Raw genomic sequence first — 18,684 nt, forward strand, 5'->3', positions numbered from 1 at the left:
TTAATGGAAGCAGACAAAATTAAAGATAGCATTAAGCGCGCCTCGCAGGATCTGTTCCGTAAGTTCGGTTACCATAAAACAAGTGTAAACGAAATTGCCAAGCGGGCAAAAATTGCCAAAGCCACCATCTACAAATATTTTGATAGCAAAGAAGCGGTATTGCACGTATTGCTAATGGACTATATTAAGGTAAGTGTTGATGAGCTTTTGGCGACAACTGCCGAGGTTGACGAAGAAACCCACCTCAGCAACCTTATCATGAAAACCTGCCGCTTATCTTATACTGTGTGCAACGAATTTATCGGCTGGGATTTTATTCGTGAAAGTACTAACTCGCAGGAATTTTTGAAGAACCTGTCTAACGAGCTGGAAGAACTATTGGTACATTCCTTTACCGAAGGCCCCGGCATCCGCCCCAGTGAAAACTATCAGCAACGGATCCGTTTCCTTATCAAATGCAGCAAGAACATCGTATTCAGCTTTGCATTCACCTCTGTAAGTGATAGCGACGTGCGCAAGAATTTCGTTTCTTTCCAAAAAGAGATATTGCCATATCTGGTGAAGGCGGCTATACAGGTTTAAGAAACCCTAAGGGTGTTAATTGCCTGTAGCCACTCATTCTTATTGCAGCGCCCGCATGTGCTGCTTGTTCCTTTTATAAACGCTACTTTACCACAGTATGTACACGCATATTCGCCTTCGGCGTTAATTACGGTGCTTTTTTGGGCGTAAACCTTTGGCAGCACCGGCATACCGGGTTTTACATCTTCATCGCTGTAATAAAAAAGGCTAACGTTGCCGGTAGTTTCTAAAATAGCAATTCGTACCTGACCAAGGTGCTCAATACTTTGCTGTCGCAGTTCTGCCAGGAATTCATCTTTTGCAAAGTTCAGGTTGTCATCATCAAGCACAAACATGCCCTCTTCTATCACATATTGCGGCTCGCCTTCCAAAATAGATTCGAAACGCTCATTTTTTGCAGCAAACCAGGTTACACTACGGTACAACAGCAATATAGTCACCAGTACAATAACTGAGGGCACAATGGCAACATCTTTAACAAACATCGGGTCGCCGGCGGCCGAGCCAAAACCTATGATAATTGCCACCTCGAATATCGAAAGCTGCCGTACGCCTTTTTTCCCTGTTAAGCGAAGAATAACCAGTATAAGTGTGAACATGATCAATGTGCGCACAACTATCTCGATAGCAAACGTAAAGTCGAGGTCTTTTAGGAAAACATCATACCAGCTCATATGCATTAATTAAGCCAATCAATAGGGGAAATGTTTTGGCTGATTTTATCGCATTTTTTAAGAAATATTTGGAAGCTAATTATTTAAACACTTACTTTGAATATCAAAGTACTTTTAAGTGAAAGAAAACGATATTCAAAACGACCTGACCTCTATCCGCAGCATGATGGAGCGTTCGTCAAAATTTATTTCGCTGAGCGGCCTCTCTGGTGTGCTGGCGGGTATTTACGCGCTGGTAGGTGCAGCCTGGGCTTATACCATTGTTTATGGCACAGGCGGCTTTCTCAGTTACCGGGAATATGTATTTGAAAACGCATCAACTTCGTCGGAGCGTTTGATCAAGCTTATCTGCATTGCCCTGGGCGTTTTGGTTGCATCAATATTAACAGGAATTATCCTTACGCTACGCAAAGCCAAACAAAAAGGCCAAAACGTTTGGGGGCGCACCAGCAGGCAATTGCTATATAACATGTGTGTACCGTTGTTTACCGGCGGGGCGCTGATCCTGATACTGATCTGGCGGGGCTACTTTGGTGTGGTTGCACCTGCTTCGCTTATTTTTTACGGTCTTGCACTAATAAATGCCAGCAGTATCACTTTCAAGGATATTCACTATTTAGGTATCTCTGATATATTGTTAGGTTTGCTGGCTGCAATTATGCCGGGATACGGCTTAATATTTTGGGTGATTGGGTTTGGTTTGCTGCACATTGTTTACGGCAGCATTATGTACTTTAAATACGACCGGTGAAACTTCCATTTGAAAAACTCGATAAAGCGTTTGAGAACCGCCTGCGTTTGCAAATTATGAGCATACTGGTGGTTAACGAGCGCTACGACTTTAACTCGCTTAAAGAGCTGCTGGACGTTACCGATGGTAACTTGGCATCGCACCTTAAGGCTTTAGAGAAAGAACAATATATAACTGTGCACAAATCATTTTTAGGCCGAAAGCCCAACACTAACTATGCCGCCAGCGAGCAGGGGAAGCTTGCATTTAAGCAGCATTTGGATGCCTTAGAGCAAATTATTAAGCAACAGAAATAAGGCAATTATTTTTTTGCCCTTTTACTTTGAAATACAAAGTACTTTTTAAACATGATCAACGAAGAACAACCATCCGCTTTTAGGGGATTTATGAACTGGCTCCAGGAGTCGGTCACAGTTAAATTAATTTTTATTGGGTTTTTGATACTGGTGCTGTTGATACCATCAGCCTTGATAAATGATCTGATATTTGAGCGCTCGGCCAGGCAATCACAAGTGGTAAAGGAGATCGCCGATAGCTGGTCGGGCGACCAAACCATTAAAGGTCCGGTACTGGTGGTGCCGTACAAAAGGTATTTCAAGGCCATCGATAATGATAAGAAAGAGGTCACTAAAGAAGTAACGGAAAACCTTTATCTGCTGCCCGAGAACCTGAAGATGGACGCCGCCGTAAAAACCGATAAACTGCACCGGGGCATGTTTGATGCAGTGGTTTACAATTCGCAGGTTAAAGTGAGCGGTAACTTTGGCAAGCCCGATCTGGCCGCATTATCTTTAACACCCGATCAACTACTATGGGATAAGGCCCGTTTGGAATTCAGCATTTCAGACCTGAAGGGTTTAAAAAATAATCCGGTGATCAATGCGGCCGGCCAGCACCTCACTGCTGAGCCCTCTTTTACCGCCCACCCTGTTTTTGATAGTGGTTTGCAGGCCAACTTAAACCTTGCTACCGTTAAGGAGGCCGGTTTCACCTTCGATTTCACCCTTGATCTTAAAGGCAGCCAGGAACTTCACATTATGCACCTGGGTAAAACTACCGATGTATCTGTAAAAGGGAACTGGAGCACCCCAAGCTTTGACGGCCGTTACCTGCCCGATGAGCGCCATATGGATAGCGCCGGCTTTAAGGCCAACTGGCGGATGCTGTATTATAACCGCCCCTATCCGCAGCAGTGGGTGGTTGATAATAACCTTTTGAATGATAAGAACAAGCTGACCAATGCATCTTTCGGTTTAAAGCTTCGCTTGCCGGTAGATCAGTACCAGAAGATCACCCGCACCAGTAAATATGCCATCTTAATTGTGCTGCTTACTTTTGTTTCGCTATTCCTCACCGAAGTTATCCGCAAGCACAGGATCCATCCGTTTAATTATGCTTTGATAGGTGCAGCATTGGTTATATACTATACGTTACTGCTTTCTTTTTCTGAGCAAATGGGATATAACCTGGCTTACATTATAGCCTCTGTCGCCACCATCGGGCTGGTGTCGGTATTCATTTCGTCACTGCTCAGGAATAAAGCCGCTGCCGCGCTGTTCGCAGTCATCCTGTCAATCATTTACGTGTTCATTTTCGTGATCATCCAATTAGAAGACCTTGCGTTGATGATCGGCAGTATCGCCTTGTTTATCATCGTTGCCCTGCTGATGTATTTCTCAAGGAAGATCAACTGGGATAAACATTAAAATCACACTACACCTATGCATACAAGCAATTACTGGATAAGGCATTTCAAGGAAAACGCCCGCCACCAAAGAATAAACTGGGCTTTAACGCCAACCATCAATAAGGATGAGATTGCGGAAATACTGCCCTCGTTACAAGCCTGGCAGCTCGGCGAAACATCAGAAGGAGAGCACCTCATTGCGGCATCAACCAGATACGCCTATGCTTTGGGCGATCCTGATTACGTGGACGCCGTACGCCTATTCATCAAGGAAGAGCAGAAGCATGGTAATAACCTTGGTCGTTACATTGATAAGATAGGCGAGCATCGGATAAAGAAGGACTGGGGTGATACGCTGTTCCGCAAGGTGCGTTACCTAAACACGAGCATGGAGATCTGGACGCTGGCTGTGATAGTGGTGGAGAGCACCGCCCAGATATTTTACCAGGCTTTAAAAGATGCTACCCAATGCCGCCTGCTTAAACAGATCTGTACCGATATCCTGATAGATGAAGCCCCGCATGTTGCTTTCCAAACCGAGCGGCTGGCCATCATCTTCGACAACAAAAGTACTTTTTCAAAAGCATGGCGTAAGGTGGTGTACAGATGGTTCTTTTACGGCGTATCGGCGCTGGTATGGTTCGGCCACAAGCGCCTGTTCAAAGCCGGCGGGTTAACATTTGAAAGTTATGTGCACAAGATGCGCTATAAATATTATAAAACAGTAAAGGTCATTACTGCGCCTTTAGTTGTAGAGTTTGCCTAAACCAATCACCAAGGTGCCCCCGTTAGCCATTAGCGGGGCGCCTTTTGAAAGATTTTTTGCATGAGAATAGTGCGATTTAATGTTTTTGCTTACAGCCTAAAGGTTTGGCTTACCAGCGTTTTTGTAGCACCTTTAATTTTTTTCTGTGTTAACACTTTGCTGAATAACTGCGCTATATTGAACTCGCCAAGATTGTTCGATGGTATGGTGGGGCTATATGCCTTTTTCGTATTCTTTGGTACAGTATTTTCATTTTTCACTTGGATAATATTTTTCTTCATGATAAAAATGCTTATTGCCATACCCTTAATTAAAATCAAATACCTACGCTTTTTGATCGGCTCTATAGGAGCACTGCTTACTATAGCTACTTTTTTATTGATTATGCGGTCTCTTTTTCATACGGACGAATCTATGTTTCAAATAATGGTTTCGTATAGCACTCCCATCGTTTTAGGTTCTTGTATTTATAAACTTGACGTTGGAAGTCAAACAGAAGTAACCAATAACTAATTTTTAAATCACTATACCAATTTGGTTTTTGGTATAAATTTACTATGTTTGCATAGTAAATTATATCAGCCATGAGTAAGGAATTAAAAGACTTTTCAGAATTGATAGATAGGCAATTCGATATTGAGATGGATATTCAGGTGGATAGCTTCTGGCAAAAGTTGCTTGATCTGTTCATTTGAAACCAAGCGCGCTCAAAAATCTTAAAATACTTACCTTTGCAGCCTCATGAGTAGATCTGTAAAGAAGCCAAAGTTTTTTGAGAACGTTAGCGTTATTGATATTGCCGAAGAAGGCAAAGGTGTGGGCAAAGCCGACGAGTTGGTATTGTTTATTGAGAAAGCAGTACCAGGTGATGTTGCCGATGTTGAGGTCTACCGCAGTAAAAAGAACTTCGGCGAGGCAAAGATCACTAAACTCATTACGCCATCTAAGCACCGTACGCCCGCGTTTTGCGAGCACTTTGGTACTTGCGGCGGTTGCAAATGGCAACACATGACTTACGAAGCGCAACTGCAGTTCAAACAAAAAGCTGTGCGCGATGCGCTTACCCGTTTGGCTAAAATTGAAGTTGGCCACATGGACCCCATCGTTCCCTCACCCGCAGACCGCTACTATCGCAACAAGTTGGAATTTACCTTCTCAAACAAACGCTGGTTGTTTGATGGCGAGAACCGTGATGACGAAAAATTGGATATGAACGCCCTGGGCTTTCACATTCCCGGCCGTTTTGATAAGATCCTGAACATTAATCACTGCTACCTGCAGACCGAGCCCTCAAACGATCTGCGCAACAGCATCAACGCTTTTGCCATAGAAAATTGTATCAGCTATTATGATGTTCGCCAGCATACCGGCGCGCTGCGTAACCTCATCATCCGCACGGCATCAACCGGCGAGATCATGGTTATCGTTGTGTTTGCTCATGCTACCCAGGATGAGATAGACCTGCTGATGAACTATGTGGATGCAGCCTTCCCTCAGATCACCTCCCTGCTGTATATCGTTAACACAAAAATGAACGATACCATTTTTGACCAGGACGTAAAGGCATGGCGCGGCCCGGAGTTTATCCACGAGGAAATGCCAACGGCAAACGGTAACGTGGTACGTTTTAGGGTAGGTCCTAAATCGTTCTATCAAACCAACTCTGTACAGGCGCTGAAGCTTTATGAAATAACACGCGATTTTGCCGGCTTTAAAGGCGATGAACTGATCTATGACCTTTACACCGGTGCAGGTACCATTGCCAACTTTGTGGCAGGCCATGTGCGCGAGGTGGTTGGTGTAGAGTATGTGCCATCTGCAATTGAAGATGCCAAGGTAAACTCACAGATCAATAACATCACCAATACCAAATTCTACGCCGGTGATATGAAGGACGTGCTAACGCCAGAATTTGTAGCGGAACACGGCAAGCCAGATGTGATCATCACCGACCCGCCACGCGCCGGTATGCACGCCGACGTAGTTGCCCGCCTCATGGAGATTGAGGCCGAGAAGATAGTTTACGTAAGCTGCAACGCCGCCACCCAGGCACGCGACCTGCTTATCCTGAAAGAAAAATACGATACCGTTAAGATACAACCTGTAGATATGTTCCCGCATACGCAACACGTAGAAAACGTTGTGTTGCTTAAGTTGAGAAGCAACTAAGTATCGATAAACAAAAAACGCCGCTGTGAAAATCACACCGGCGTTTTTTGTTAAATATGCTTTTGGTTATCTTCTGTTGCCGCCAAATATGCGCAGCAGCATCAGGAACAGGTTTACAAAATCAAGGTAAAGTGTTAGCGCACCCATTAAGGCCACTTTGCTTTTGGTAGCGCCATCAACTTCGCCGCTTGCACCAATGCGTTTTAACTTTTGCACGTCGTATGCTGTAAGGCCGGTAAACACGGCAACGCCGATGTAGCTAATGATCAGATCCATCCCGCTACTACGGAAAATAAGTAAATTAAGCACAGATGCTACCACAATGCCAATAAGCAGCATGATCATTATCCCGCCAAATTTGGTCAGGTCCTGATGAGTGATGTATCCACCGATGGCCATAGCACCAAAAACTACTGATGTAGTGATAAACACACCGCTGATAGTGGTAATTGGGTAAAAATAAAATATGTTACTAAGGCTGATACCCATAGCTGCTGAAAACCCGATGAATACCAGGGCAAGGGCGAAATAACTACCGCGCGAAAAAACAGCGCTTGAAACAAATACGAAAACAAGCGGTAAAAACATCGCTACCGTACCAAAGATGGTGTTCTGGCGTGTTTCGCTATCGCGTAGCAAAGACGACAGTTGCGGGTTAGCGGCAAATAAAAATGCGAATGCAGCAGAGATACCCAATGCCACAAACATCCAGGCAAAAACCTTCGCAATAAACTTACGTGATGCGTCTGCATCTTCTATCTGGATAACGTTATCGTAAACGTAATCGGTTGATTTGGTTTCCATTTATAATGATATGTTAATTGTACTAATGTATAATTTTTTATTAGAATGCAACTGTTGCCAAACGTTTAATTCAAACGCCGTTGTAACTGTTCTTCAACCTTTTTAAATACCTGCAGCGGTTTTAACGAACGCCAGTTAAAATCGTCCAGTTCGCCTCCAAAATTAATATAGTAGTCGATGTTAGCATCCCTGAATTCATTGATCACATGCTCCCTAAAGTTTACTCCGGCTATCCAGCCGTCTTCCACTTCCTGAAACCACTCTTCATAATAACTGTCATCAGAGTAGTGAAAGTTGAGCACATTCTCGCCGATAAGCACAAACTTGTTAATGCCCTGGTCTACCATCAGGTCATATAACTCACGCTTCATCAGCATAATGTCGTTGCTTATAGCGTCGTTCCATTCGCCTATAAACTCAATTATACAATACCCGCGGTCATAGTCAACAAATAATATCTTCAGGTACAGCGTGCTCGACCCAAACGAGTCCCATTGCGGATGCAGCAAATAATTATACACCTGCTTATCAAACTCAAATTCACTGTATTCAGTATTGTAAAACGGTGAATTCTCGTCCTCAGCGGCAATATAATCGTCGCGCCAGCGGTAATATGGTTCTATATCGTGCATTGTTAATATCCAAAAGTAAAAAGTAAAAATTCAAAAAGCTTAGCTATCAAATTTTACTTGTGGCTGTGCGCATCAACCGCTTTGCGTACGCTGCCGTATTGTTTCAATAGTTCCGCTGCCTCTGCTTCGGGCAGGCCGGTTTCGGCCATTACCATGCGGGTACCACGATGAACCAGTTTGTTATTTGATAACTGCATATCCACCATTTTATTACCCTTTACGCGGCCCAGTTTGATCATCACACTGGTGCTTAACATGTTCAAAACAAGTTTTTGAGCCGTGCCCGCTTTCATACGTGTGCTGCCGGTAACAAACTCGGGGCCTGTTACCACCTCAACCGGGAATTGCGCTTCTGCTGCTACCGGGCTGCCAGCATTACAAACAATACAACCGGTTGCAAGTCCGTTGGCATTGGCTGCCTGCAAACCGCCTATCACATAAGGCGTAGTGCCCGATGCCGCAATACCTACCACAACATCGCCGTCGTTAGTGTCAAATGCCTGCAGATCTTTCCAGGCTTGTTCAATGTCATCCTCTGCAAATTCTACAGCTTTGCGTATGGCGGTATCGCCGCCCGCAATAATGCCAACCACCCAATCAAACGGAACACCAAAGGTGGGCGGGCATTCTGATGCATCCACTACACCTAAGCGGCCGCTGGTACCGGCACCGATATAAAATAAGCGTCCACCGTTTTGCATACGGTCAGCAACAATGTCAACCAGCTTTTCTATCTGCGGCAACGCTTTTTCCACAGCAAGTGGCACGGTCTTGTCCTCGTTATTGATATTGCGCAGCAACTCGCCTGCAGACATGTTTTCCAAGCCGTTATATCTGGAATCTTTCTCGGTACTTATTTCCATTGTAATGTTTTATGAGGGCCTCAACCTGCCCTCTCCAAAGGAGAGGGTTCTTAAGAGCTCGTTCCAAATCCTCTCCTTTGGAGAGGATTTAGGTGAGGCTTTTATGCCAACAATTTCACCACAAAATTGATTAAAAAACATTAAAGGAAAGAAGCGCAGATAAATTATTGCCGATGACGGCTAATTATTAGATTTGCGTGTTAAAATTTCAATGAAGCACACTGCGGGTATCATCTTCCGGACCATCCTACTTTTAACTATCGGCGCTTTAATAGGCATTTTTTTAAGCGATGGCAACCTTGGCGGCCGCAGGATGGGTTTAAGCGGTACCAACAAGATAAACCGCGTGCTTGATCTGGTGCAGAACCAATACGTAGATTCTGTTAACATTGATAGCATGGAGGGCGTTACCATTAACGACCTGCTGCAAAACCTCGACCCTCATTCGCTGTACCTGCCTGTACAGCAAGCTCGTAATATCAACGAAAAGCTGGAAGGAGGCTTCACCGGCATCGGTTTGGAATACCAGCTGCTGCGCGATACGTTGGTGGTTACACAGGTTACCGCAGGCGGGCCATCGGCAAAGGCCGGTATAATGGTTGGCGATAAGGTTGTTAAGGTAGATAACGCACCTTTTGCAGGAACCAGGCTTAAAACATCACGCATCAGCAAATTATTCCGTGGCGAAAAGGATACTTTCATCACGCTTAACATCCAACGCGATAACAATGCCAGGCTAAAGGATTTTAAGGTGAAGCGCGATAGGGTTACCGTTAGCAGTATTGATGCCGCTTACGTTACCGATGGCGTTGGTTACATCAAGATCAGCAAGTTTGGCACATCTACAGACACTGATTTCAGAAAGGCGCTTACCAACTTAAAGGTTGATGGCATGGAGAAACTGGTGTTAGACCTAAGAGGTAACGGCGGCGGATACCTGAACACTGCAACTGCCCTGGCTGATGAATTTTTACCAAAAGGAAAACTGATCGTTTACACTAAAGGCGTGCATGAACCGCGCACAGATTATTTTGCAACGGATTCAGGCAGTTATCAAAATGGCAAGCTTACTGTTATCATCGATGAGTATTCGGCATCGGCAAGCGAAATATTGGCCGGCGCGATGCAGGACCTGGACAGGGGTACAATTGTTGGCCGCCGTTCATTCGGGAAGGGTTTAGTGCAGCAACAGTATCCGTTTGGTGATGGAAGTGCTATTAACCTTACGGTGGCAAGGTATTATACACCCTCGGGCAGGTCTATCCAAAAATCTTACAAGAACGGCATAGCCAGTTATCATGACGAATTAGCGAACCGCATACGCAAAGGTGAATTGTTAAACGCAGGAAGTAATTTAAGTGATAGCGCTTTTATCGGCAGCTCGGCATTCCACACGCTTAAGGGTCGGAAAGTATTTAGTCGCGGAGGAATTATGCCTGATATTTTTATACCGGCAGATACCATCCAGAGCAATCAGTTGGTAAGCGACCTTAGCGACCACCTGCTATTTAGCGCCTATGTGCTTGATAAGATGCAGCCCAAACTGGCTAAATATGCCACTGCGGATAGTTTTATCAAACAATACAACATTAGCGACAACGAGCTAACAGATTTTATTTTATACGCATACCAAACCATCCCAAAAATGGACGCGCGGGAACTTTTAATATCAAAGGTTACCATTAAAAACCTTTTGAAAGCTACGGCAGCCCGTTTGAAGTGGGGCAATAACGCCTACTTTAGAGTGGTAAACAGCATCGACGAAACTTTTAAAGTTGCGGCTAAGCAATAACAGGAGTTACTAAAACCTCATTCCCATCCCGGTTGTAAAAAACGTGTTAATGGTTACCGGCAATTTTCCCGTAGGCTTCAACACACCTGTAATTACTTTTATTGCAGACCGTTGCATCGCATCATCCTTTTGATAACCTACAAGTAGGCCTGCACTTTTTTCAATACCCGGTAAGCCCGCAATGGTGTAAGGGTTGGCAAATACGCTGGTAACCACATTAGGCCTGGCTGCGAGCTCCGCAATCAACAATTTAACATCGCTGCTGTAATCCAGCTTACTTTGCGGGCGGGTACGCGTATCATGTATGCTCACAAAAGTTTGGTCGAACTTTTTAAGGGAGGCCAGTACCTGGCGTATCTGTGCGACAGGTGTGTTTTTGCCTACCAAGTATATCATACTGTTAGGGTACCACTTAGAAAGCTCGGTCTCAAAAACCGTTGGCCTATCCACTCCAATGCTAATGATCGCGGTTTTACGCAGAGGGTTTTGCCTTAATGTCGCCGCATCGCCTTTTACAACTGTTATGGCAGCATCGCACAATTGCTGTATCAACTCTGCGGCTGCAGGCCGGTTAATATCGCCTATGATACCATAAGGTGATGTTGGCTTATATTTATCAAGCCCGGCCCAATATTTTGCGGCCAGCAGTTTTTTTATTTTAGCCTCAAATTCTTCCTTGCTGATCTTGCCCTTGCGAATAGCTTTAAGAATAAGTTTGGCAGATAACTGTGAGTTTTCAGAAAGCTCTATCAGATCATTTCCGGCCAAAAATGCCCTTAAGTCCGCCTCTCCTTTTGGGAAGTACTTGGTAACGCCTTTCATCTCCATGGCATCAGAGGCAACAATGCCTTTAAAACCTAACGAATCCTTCAGCAGCCCGGTTACTATCGGTCGTGATAAAGTAGAAGGAAGATTTTTAGTACTGTCCAGTGCCGGGATGTTAAGGTGTGCTATCATCACACCGCTGATCCCAGCAGCTATGGCCTGTTTAAATGGATATTCTTCCAACGAATCTAAACGGCTGCGGCTGAATGGCAATTGCGGCAGATCAAAATGCGAATCAACATTGGTGTCGCCATGCCCGGGGAAGTGCTTGGCAAATACTATAACACCTGCATCCTGCATGCCTTTGGCGTAAGATATTCCCTTTTGCGCTACATTGTATTTATTATCGCCGAACGAGCGGTAATTGATAACCGGATTGTTTGGATTGTTGTTGATATCCATATCTGGCGCAAAATTGATGTACAGGCCCAATCGTTTAAAATCATAGGCAACCATCTGCCCCATTTTATAAATGAGATTGTTGTCTTGTATGGCGCCTAAGGTCATTTGGTAGGGATATGACACGGATGAATCTAACCGCATGCCCAAACCCCACTCTCCATCCATTGCCACAAGCAAAGGCACTTTAGATAGCTTTTGATAATTGTTGATGAGGTTGGCGTGCCTTACCGGCCCGCCCTGGAAAAACACCAAACCGCCGATATGCTCGTCCTGTATCACTTTGCCTACCGAATCTTCATAGGCATGGCCCTTATTGGTATGCGCACGCACATAAAAAAGCTGCCCGATACGCTCCCTGCGGCTCATTTTTTTGTAAACCGAATCAACCCATTTGTTCTGGCTGGTGATGGTTTCGATAAAACCCTGCCGCTGCGCAAAGGCCGTACCCGATATTAAAAGCGAAAAAACGAAGGCTGAGATGTGTTTCGGTTTCATTACAGTTCAAATGTAGTTTAAAACCAATTAAGGTTAAATGGTTTTAAACAATACAAAATATAAAACCATCAACAAATAAACCTTTTGTTGCTTTTGCGTTCTATAGGATATTATTAACAATATGCTGCCCACCGGCATTTAGCCGTTAGGTCATCAACTTTAGATATGCAACCATGAAAAAACTACTATTTATTGCACTATGCCTTTTTATGGCCGGCGAAGTAAGTGCCCAGTACTACCCGCAACCACGCCGCCGCGTTGTTAGGCGTATGCCGCCACCACAGCGCTACGAGCGCCGCCAGGTTTACAACGATTACATGCGCCCATCAATTGGTGTGGCAGTGGGTGCCAACTTCTCAAATACGGTAGACTCTTACAATGCCGATTTTAGCACAAGCACCATAGCGGGCTGGCACGTAGGTTTAACATCTAACATCCCTATTTCTTACTCATTTGCCTTTGCGCCGGAGCTGTTGTTCTCGCAAAAAGGTTACCAGGCAGAAACTACGGATGGCAACTTTAAGCAGCGCACCAACTACATCGATATCCCTTTGCTGGCAAAGTTTAAGGTGGTGCCCGGCTTTAACTTTTTGATTGGCCCGCAGTTAACCTTCCAAACATCAACCAAAAACATTTATGATGATGGCTTTAACCGCGTGGTAGAAAATGAGTATGACAACCGCGGCGATAAGAGCTATGTTGCCGGTGTAATAGGTATAAGTGTTGATCTTAACCGCAATGTAGAACTACGCGGCCGTTACAATATTGACCTTAGCCGTAACCGCACCGATGGTGTTTCATTACTGCCAGATTACAGGAACCAGGTATTTCAACTGGGGTTAGGATTTAAGTTTAATTAATTGCCGATCCGTTATATAAGAACAAAGCGCCCTGAAGATATATTAGGGCGCTTGTTTTTTAAATAAGTTTTTAACCCAGCGTTTAAAACGGCGCTTGGGTTTATTATACCTTCTTCTTCGCGCCAGTACGTTAAAATCGTAGATCAGCGTAGCCTCATCAGCTTTTTTCTGAGGTACCATGTATTTAGGATGGACGATATCGCCCAACGGGAGCGCAGGTACGTTGGCGTTTCTGTCTTCAGCGTTGTGCGTATGTGTTGAGCTAACACCGAAGCCGATGTTGGTTATCAGATTCACATTAGGTATCACCGAAAGGCTATTATTGAAAAAATTCATGATACCTAACTGGTAATCCCAGGTATCTATTTTACCCGCCTTTACCTGTTTAAAAATGTCAACCCAGGTATCAACAATAAATGTATCCTCAAAAATATTCTCAAACTGAGATCTTACCTCTTCGGGCTCGTACCTGCTTAGCTCTTTATCGTAATGCTTCCAAACCCGGCGCCACCCTGCCCAGCCCCATACATGGGTCATATTGGAGAAATAATAACCGGCGTCTCCCCATTTTTTACCAAATTGTAAATTAGCGCCGCCTATGTGCCTAATGCGTTCGTCAAAACGATATCGCTCCAGCATTTCGTCCGCAAATCTGAAAAAATCGTTATTGGGTAGGCAGTCATCCTCCAGAATAATGCCTTCCTCCTCCTGTTCAAAAAACCACGTAATGGCAGATGATACCGCTTCTTTACAACCAAGGTTATGATCACGGTAAAGCGTTTTCACTTCGCAGGGCCAATTGACGTTTTGCGCTATTGCTCGGGTGTTATCACATAACTCACGCTCTCTTTCTTTATCAGCGTGAGGGCCATCTGCAGCTATGTACAATCTGGCCGGCTTCGCTTCCGCAATACGTTCAAATACCCGGGCTGTTGTTTCAGGCCGGTTAAAGACAATGAATAATACTGCTGATCTGGTTTGGTACATATGCAGGTATAGTTTTTATGCGTAAAATATTTTTTCGGAATTAGCGCCCTGGTGAGCCATAATCCCTAAGCGGTCTATCTCGATGTGATTATCTCGAACCATCAAAAACTCTTTAAAATCCCATTCGATGGGGCGGTTATTAGCGTCGTTAAGATCAATGCTCTCAATTACATCCAGCAGCAATCCTTTTTTAGCGTAATATAAAAAGGTATGATATCCGTTGCCAACGTAAACATCGTTATCATTCTTAAACATACTTTCATAGTCTGCCTGAAATTCAATAACTCTGTCAAAAAAGTAGCTGTCCGTAAGCAAGTATTTCCCTGATATTTTAATAATAGAAGTGTTATCCGGCAGTCCCGACTGTTGCAAGAAAGCTTTAAGATGGCTCACTTCGTTATGACCCTTATCATGATAAGGGTTACCAAGTTCGCTATAGTAGGTATTATAGTTGTCCAGGTAATCCTCATGATCTGATACACATTCCAGCACTGTATACGAATCAAAATAATGGCGATAAGAAAGGCATCTCTCAATAGATTCTATATACTGCCCTCGCCGCTTATGGTACGCATCGGCAATATTGGCTGTTGTTATAATAACATGCACCATACTTTATTCGCCAAAGGTTTGCATATCTATTAGTTTACGGTACAGGCCGTTGTTACCCATTAGTTGCTGGTGGGTGCCCTGCTCAACTACCTGCCCGCTTTCTAATACTGCAATAATATCGGCGTTTTGGATGGTGCTTAAACGGTGCGCTATAACTAACGATGTACGGTTTTTCATCAAATTGTTAAGTGCATCCTGTACAAGCTTTTCAGATTCGGTATCCAGGGCCGATGTAGCCTCGTCCAACAGCATCAATGGCGGATTATTCAGTACTGCCCTGGCAATACAGATACGCTGCCGTTGCCCGCCCGATAGTTTTGTACCCCTGTCGCCAACGTTGGTTTCGTAACCATTTTCTGTTTCGCTGATAAAATTGTGGGCATTGGCAATGCGGGCTGCAGCTTCTACCTCTTGTTTGGTCACCCCGGTTTTACCAAAAGCTATATTATTGAATATGGTATCGTTAAAAAGGATAGATTCCTGGTTTACAATGCCCATCAGGCTCCTTAGCGATGTAGCAGTGACTTGTTTTATGTCTTTATCATCAACCGTTATTTTGCCAGATTTGGGATCCATAAAACGCGGGATAAGATCCATCATGGTTGATTTACCACCACCTGACGGACCAACTAAAGCCACGGTTTTACCTTTAGGTATGGTAAGGTTTATATTTTTTAGTACTGTTTTGTCCTGGTAGGCAAAGCTCACATCCTCAAATTTGATAGCGTCGTTAAAGCTTTTAAGTTCAACAGCATCAGGAGCATCATTGATTGCAGGTTTTTCATCAATCAAGCTCAGCACACGTTCGCCTGCTGCAATACCCGAGTGGATATTGCTAAAAGAATCTGAAATAGCTTTAGCCGGGCGCATAACCTGCGAGAACAGTGCTATGAAAGTTACAAACTCGGGAGGTGTTAAGGCAGATGATTTATTCAGCACCAAATGACCGCCGTACAAAACGATACAAGCCACCATGGTAACCCCAAAAAACTCTGAAACCGGTGAAGCCAGTTGCTGCCGGCGAGCCATAGATTGTGTGATGCGCGAATATTTCTTATTCTCCTGATCGAACCTTGTTTTGATAAAGCCGGTTGCGTTAAAGGCCTTCACTATTTTAATACCTGATAGCGCTTCATCCAGGTAACTGATCATGTTACCATAGGTTTGCTGCGAGGCAATAGCCTGGGCTTTAAGCCGCTTTACTATTTTTGATATCACAAACGCCGAAATAGGGATAACGAGGAAGGAGTATAAAGTTAAGCTTGGCGATATTAAAAACAGCGTAATCAGGTAGGCAATTAAGGTTAATGGCTCTTTAAATATCACTTGCAAAGTTCCGGTAACAGAATATTGAACTACCTGTACATCTGATGCTATCTTAGAAATGATATCCCCCTTGCGTTCATTGCTAAAAAAGCCAAGGTGAAGGTTCATTACATTATCGAAAACTGTGCGGCGTAAATTTAGTAAGGTATGCACACGCAGGTTTTCCATTGTGCGTTGCGATAGATAACGGAACAAGTTGCCTAACAAAGCCGAAACTACGATAGTACCGCATACAAATTGCAAGGCTACCCAGGTGCCATAAGTATTTATGGCATAGCCAATATAATAGCGAAAGCTTGCCATTATATCGTACCAGTGAGGTTCTACCTTTACTTCTTTAGCAACGCTGCTGTGTTCTGCAAATAACGTGGTAAGTAACGGTGCCAGCAATGCAATATTAAGTGTGCTGAATATGATAGAAAGTACGGTTGTTATAATATAAGGTATTGCAAATTTTTCAATTGGTTTTGCAAAGGATAACAACCTGAAATATGTCTTCATTCAAAAAATTAATAAATACAAAGTTAACGGTTATTAGCCAATAACTATTATAGGGCTAAAAACGGCTTTACGGCCTGCCATACCTTTTCTACTTCAATGGCAGCAATGCAAGGATAATTATCAGGCTTCTGCGGCTTGTAGATACAATCCCAATTACAATAGTAACAAGGCATTTTTTCAAAAACGCATGCCGGAGCGGGATGAACATCTTGCGGATAGGGAGCAAAGCGTTCGAAATGCCCACCCCCCAATATACAAACCGAAGGTGTTTTTGTAGCTACCGCGATATGGGTAGCCCCTGTTTCATTAGAGATAAGTAACCTGCAAGCTGCAATGCTTTCTATCAGTTGTGGCAAGGTTGTAGTGTTAATAAGATTAACTACACTACCAGCAGGCAAATTTGCGTGCAGGTAATCGCCATTATCTTTTTCGCCGGGGCCTCCAATTAAGTAGATCGGTTCATCTGCAACTGCAATAAGCCTTTCAATTAATTGCAGAAACTTTTGCCTCTCCCAACCCCTGCGGTATTCGCCGGCACCGGGCAATATGGCAATCCCTTTTTTTGCAACAGCTTGTATATCAATATATGGTTGCTTTACATTCAAAGGCTGGCCCAATACCGTGTCGAAAAAGAATTTATTGCGATGAAACTCGAAGTAAACACCGGTAGGTAATACCATTTTTGTTGTGTAAAACCTATCGGTTTTTGACTTATATCGTGGGACAATCCCCTCATTATCGCTTATATATCCTACAATCTCCCTGGCAGCAGTCAGAGCTGCAAAACCGTCTGTGATAAAGGTGCGCGTGTAAGTTGGCTGTAACACCGTATCGTAGTTATTCAGAAATAATCGCCAGCCAAAACGAAGCGTTTTCAGCGGAGCTTCATAAAAAGAATTGGGTTTAACAAAGTAGGTTTGATAAAGAAATGGCGCATCCCACGTGGCAGTTACACCATGCCATAATTGATTACCTATCAGGTCGATCTTATAACCTTTATATTTCTCAGATTTAGCCGTTAACTCAATAAAATTCCTGAAGAGGATATAATCGCCAATGGCATCTGTTTTTATGATGAGCAGCCGTGTGGCCGGTTTACGAAAACGTGCAAAGAATGCGAACAGCTTTGGCAGCTTTAATAAAACAAAACGAGTTAAGCGAAATAAATTGCGATTTTGGATGTGCATTAGTAGTTAAAAGAAATTACTGTCACCTTTACTTTGTTCTTTATTCCGTTTGTAAAGAAACCTTAAATACATCAACCAGCCCATACTTTTACGAATTATAAGCGGTTTTTCCTTTTTAAATAAGTCGTCTTTGTTAGAGGCGGAAAAACCTGTAAGATCATATTTAACAATTTTTACAGGGATATATTTTTTTCTAATTGTAGCATCGCCCCAAACCTTAAGATTGAGGGCATAGTCGGCAAATACTTTGTAACGAAAATCATAAGTATACTTTTCGAATATCTTGGCAGGATAGAAAATGGTTTGGTGGTTGATGCTGTATTTAGCCAGTCTGTACTTTGTAAAAGTACCTTTTAGCATATACCCCTCTGCCTCCGCATCACCATAGTACAGTGTATTCGCATCAGTCAGTTGCCCGGCAATTTCGCTGAAACCCGGTAAAAGTCTGTCGTCTGCGCCCATGAAATACAACCACTTGCCGGAAGACCTTTTAATGCCCTTGTTCATGGCATCATATATACCATTGTCCGGTTCTTTAATTAGTACTGTAATTACACTTTTATACCGTTCCAATATCAATGATGTACCGTCGGTGCTTCCGCCATCAACAACTATCAGCTCTATATTTTTGTGTTGCTGGGTTTCAATTGACACTAAAGCCTGCTCTAAAACTTTTTCGGAATTAAATAACGGCATTATAATGCTTATCAACGGATGCTTCTCCATAGGCAAGAGCAAAGATAATCAGATTAATTGCACCTTTCATTGT

At 43.6% G+C, this 18,684-nt stretch carries 19 protein-coding genes; 8 read left to right on the forward strand and 11 right to left on the reverse strand.

Features of this window, described 5'->3' with window-relative positions; genetic code table 11:
- The first annotated feature begins 3 nt into the window (after positions 1 to 3).
- A complete protein-coding gene (locus tag FPZ42_RS18040) occupies positions 4 to 582 on the forward strand; it encodes a TetR/AcrR family transcriptional regulator (protein WP_146273267.1) in 579 nt (192 codons plus the stop codon).
- On the opposite strand, the gene FPZ42_RS18045 is transcribed toward FPZ42_RS18040, so the two are convergent.
- Complete coding sequence (locus FPZ42_RS18045) at positions 579 to 1,256, reverse strand: DUF421 domain-containing protein (RefSeq protein WP_146273268.1); 678 nt, start codon at positions 1,254 to 1,256, stop codon at positions 579 to 581. The genes FPZ42_RS18040 and FPZ42_RS18045 overlap by 4 nt on opposite strands.
- Before the next feature lie 118 nt (positions 1,257 to 1,374).
- Here FPZ42_RS18045 and FPZ42_RS18050 point away from each other — a divergent pair, with 118 nt between their 5' ends.
- The 4 genes from FPZ42_RS18050 to FPZ42_RS18065 are packed head-to-tail and all read left to right on the forward strand — an operon-like array spanning position 1,375 to position 4,460.
- A complete protein-coding gene (locus FPZ42_RS18050; RefSeq protein WP_146273269.1) occupies positions 1,375 to 2,007 on the forward strand; it encodes a hypothetical protein in 633 nt (210 codons plus the stop codon).
- Complete coding sequence (locus FPZ42_RS18055) at positions 2,004 to 2,303, forward strand: winged helix-turn-helix domain-containing protein (protein WP_233524474.1); 300 nt, start codon at positions 2,004 to 2,006, stop codon at positions 2,301 to 2,303. Before FPZ42_RS18050 ends, FPZ42_RS18055 begins: the two co-directional genes overlap by 4 nt.
- 51 nt (positions 2,304 to 2,354) lie before the next feature.
- Positions 2,355 to 3,713 carry a cell envelope integrity protein CreD gene (gene creD, locus FPZ42_RS18060; protein ID WP_186458822.1) on the forward strand — a complete coding sequence of 453 codons (1,359 nt, stop codon included), beginning with the start codon at positions 2,355 to 2,357 and terminating at the stop codon, positions 3,711 to 3,713.
- Positions 3,714 to 3,728: 15 nt separating this feature from the next.
- Positions 3,729 to 4,460 carry a ferritin-like domain-containing protein gene (locus tag FPZ42_RS18065; RefSeq protein ID WP_146273270.1) on the forward strand — a complete coding sequence of 244 codons (732 nt, stop codon included), beginning with the start codon at positions 3,729 to 3,731 and terminating at the stop codon, positions 4,458 to 4,460.
- Positions 4,461 to 4,549: 89 nt separating this feature from the next.
- Here the strand turns inward: FPZ42_RS18065 and FPZ42_RS18070 are convergent, their stop codons facing one another.
- On the reverse strand, positions 4,550 to 4,741 hold the full coding sequence (locus FPZ42_RS18070; RefSeq protein ID WP_146273271.1) for a hypothetical protein: 192 nt from the start codon (positions 4,739 to 4,741) through the stop codon (positions 4,550 to 4,552).
- 460 nt (positions 4,742 to 5,201) lie between these two features.
- Between FPZ42_RS18070 and rlmD the strand changes: the two genes are divergently transcribed.
- On the forward strand, positions 5,202 to 6,629 hold the full coding sequence (rlmD, locus tag FPZ42_RS18075) for a 23S rRNA (uracil(1939)-C(5))-methyltransferase RlmD (protein ID WP_146273272.1): 1,428 nt from the start codon (positions 5,202 to 5,204) through the stop codon (positions 6,627 to 6,629).
- A 66-nt stretch (positions 6,630 to 6,695) separates the two neighbouring features.
- On the opposite strand, the gene FPZ42_RS18080 is transcribed toward rlmD, so the two are convergent.
- The 3 genes from FPZ42_RS18080 to murQ form a co-directional block, all read right to left on the reverse strand.
- On the reverse strand, positions 6,696 to 7,433 hold the full coding sequence (locus tag FPZ42_RS18080; protein WP_146273273.1) for a Bax inhibitor-1/YccA family protein: 738 nt from the start codon (positions 7,431 to 7,433) through the stop codon (positions 6,696 to 6,698).
- Positions 7,434 to 7,498: 65 nt separating this feature from the next.
- Entirely contained in the window at positions 7,499 to 8,065 is a 567-nt protein-coding gene (locus FPZ42_RS18085; RefSeq protein ID WP_146273274.1) for a hypothetical protein, read from the reverse strand.
- A 53-nt stretch (positions 8,066 to 8,118) separates the two neighbouring features.
- On the reverse strand, positions 8,119 to 8,928 hold the full coding sequence (gene murQ, locus FPZ42_RS18090) for an N-acetylmuramic acid 6-phosphate etherase (protein ID WP_146273275.1): 810 nt from the start codon (positions 8,926 to 8,928) through the stop codon (positions 8,119 to 8,121).
- A 211-nt stretch (positions 8,929 to 9,139) separates the two neighbouring features.
- Between murQ and FPZ42_RS18095 the strand changes: the two genes are divergently transcribed.
- Positions 9,140 to 10,720 carry a S41 family peptidase gene (locus tag FPZ42_RS18095; RefSeq protein ID WP_146273276.1) on the forward strand — a complete coding sequence of 527 codons (1,581 nt, stop codon included), beginning with the start codon at positions 9,140 to 9,142 and terminating at the stop codon, positions 10,718 to 10,720.
- A 9-nt stretch (positions 10,721 to 10,729) separates the two neighbouring features.
- Here FPZ42_RS18095 and FPZ42_RS18100 read toward each other — a convergent pair whose 3' ends face one another.
- Entirely contained in the window at positions 10,730 to 12,442 is a 1,713-nt protein-coding gene (locus FPZ42_RS18100) for a glycoside hydrolase family 3 protein (RefSeq protein WP_146273277.1), read from the reverse strand.
- A gap of 173 nt (positions 12,443 to 12,615) precedes the next feature.
- Between FPZ42_RS18100 and FPZ42_RS18105 the strand changes: the two genes are divergently transcribed.
- Positions 12,616 to 13,302, forward strand: coding sequence for a porin family protein (locus tag FPZ42_RS18105; RefSeq protein WP_146273278.1), 687 nt, complete (start codon positions 12,616 to 12,618; stop codon positions 13,300 to 13,302).
- A 42-nt stretch (positions 13,303 to 13,344) separates the two neighbouring features.
- On the opposite strand, the gene FPZ42_RS18110 is transcribed toward FPZ42_RS18105, so the two are convergent.
- Genes FPZ42_RS18110 through FPZ42_RS18130 form a run of 5 tightly spaced genes read right to left on the reverse strand, consistent with a single transcriptional unit; the run spans position 13,345 to position 18,641 of the window.
- On the reverse strand, positions 13,345 to 14,289 hold the full coding sequence (locus FPZ42_RS18110) for a nucleotide-diphospho-sugar transferase (RefSeq protein ID WP_261382343.1): 945 nt from the start codon (positions 14,287 to 14,289) through the stop codon (positions 13,345 to 13,347).
- A 15-nt stretch (positions 14,290 to 14,304) separates the two neighbouring features.
- Positions 14,305 to 14,901 (reverse strand): hypothetical protein, encoded by a 597-nt coding sequence (locus FPZ42_RS18115; protein WP_146273280.1) that lies wholly within the window; start codon positions 14,899 to 14,901, stop codon positions 14,305 to 14,307.
- Between the two features lie 3 nt (positions 14,902 to 14,904).
- Positions 14,905 to 16,728 carry an ABC transporter ATP-binding protein gene (locus FPZ42_RS18120; RefSeq protein ID WP_146273281.1) on the reverse strand — a complete coding sequence of 608 codons (1,824 nt, stop codon included), beginning with the start codon at positions 16,726 to 16,728 and terminating at the stop codon, positions 14,905 to 14,907.
- Between the two features lie 47 nt (positions 16,729 to 16,775).
- The gene (locus tag FPZ42_RS18125; RefSeq protein ID WP_146273282.1) at positions 16,776 to 17,915 is read right to left on the reverse strand and encodes a glycosyltransferase family 9 protein; all 1,140 of its coding nucleotides are present in this window, start codon (positions 17,913 to 17,915) and stop codon (positions 16,776 to 16,778) included.
- A gap of 6 nt (positions 17,916 to 17,921) precedes the next feature.
- The gene (locus tag FPZ42_RS18130) at positions 17,922 to 18,641 is read right to left on the reverse strand and encodes a glycosyltransferase family 2 protein (protein WP_146273283.1); all 720 of its coding nucleotides are present in this window, start codon (positions 18,639 to 18,641) and stop codon (positions 17,922 to 17,924) included.
- Positions 18,642 to 18,684 lie beyond the last annotated feature (43 nt).

Origin of the sequence: Mucilaginibacter achroorhodeus (assembly GCF_007846095.1) — a bacterium.
Taxonomy (GTDB): Bacteria; Bacteroidota; Bacteroidia; order Sphingobacteriales; family Sphingobacteriaceae; genus Mucilaginibacter; species Mucilaginibacter achroorhodeus.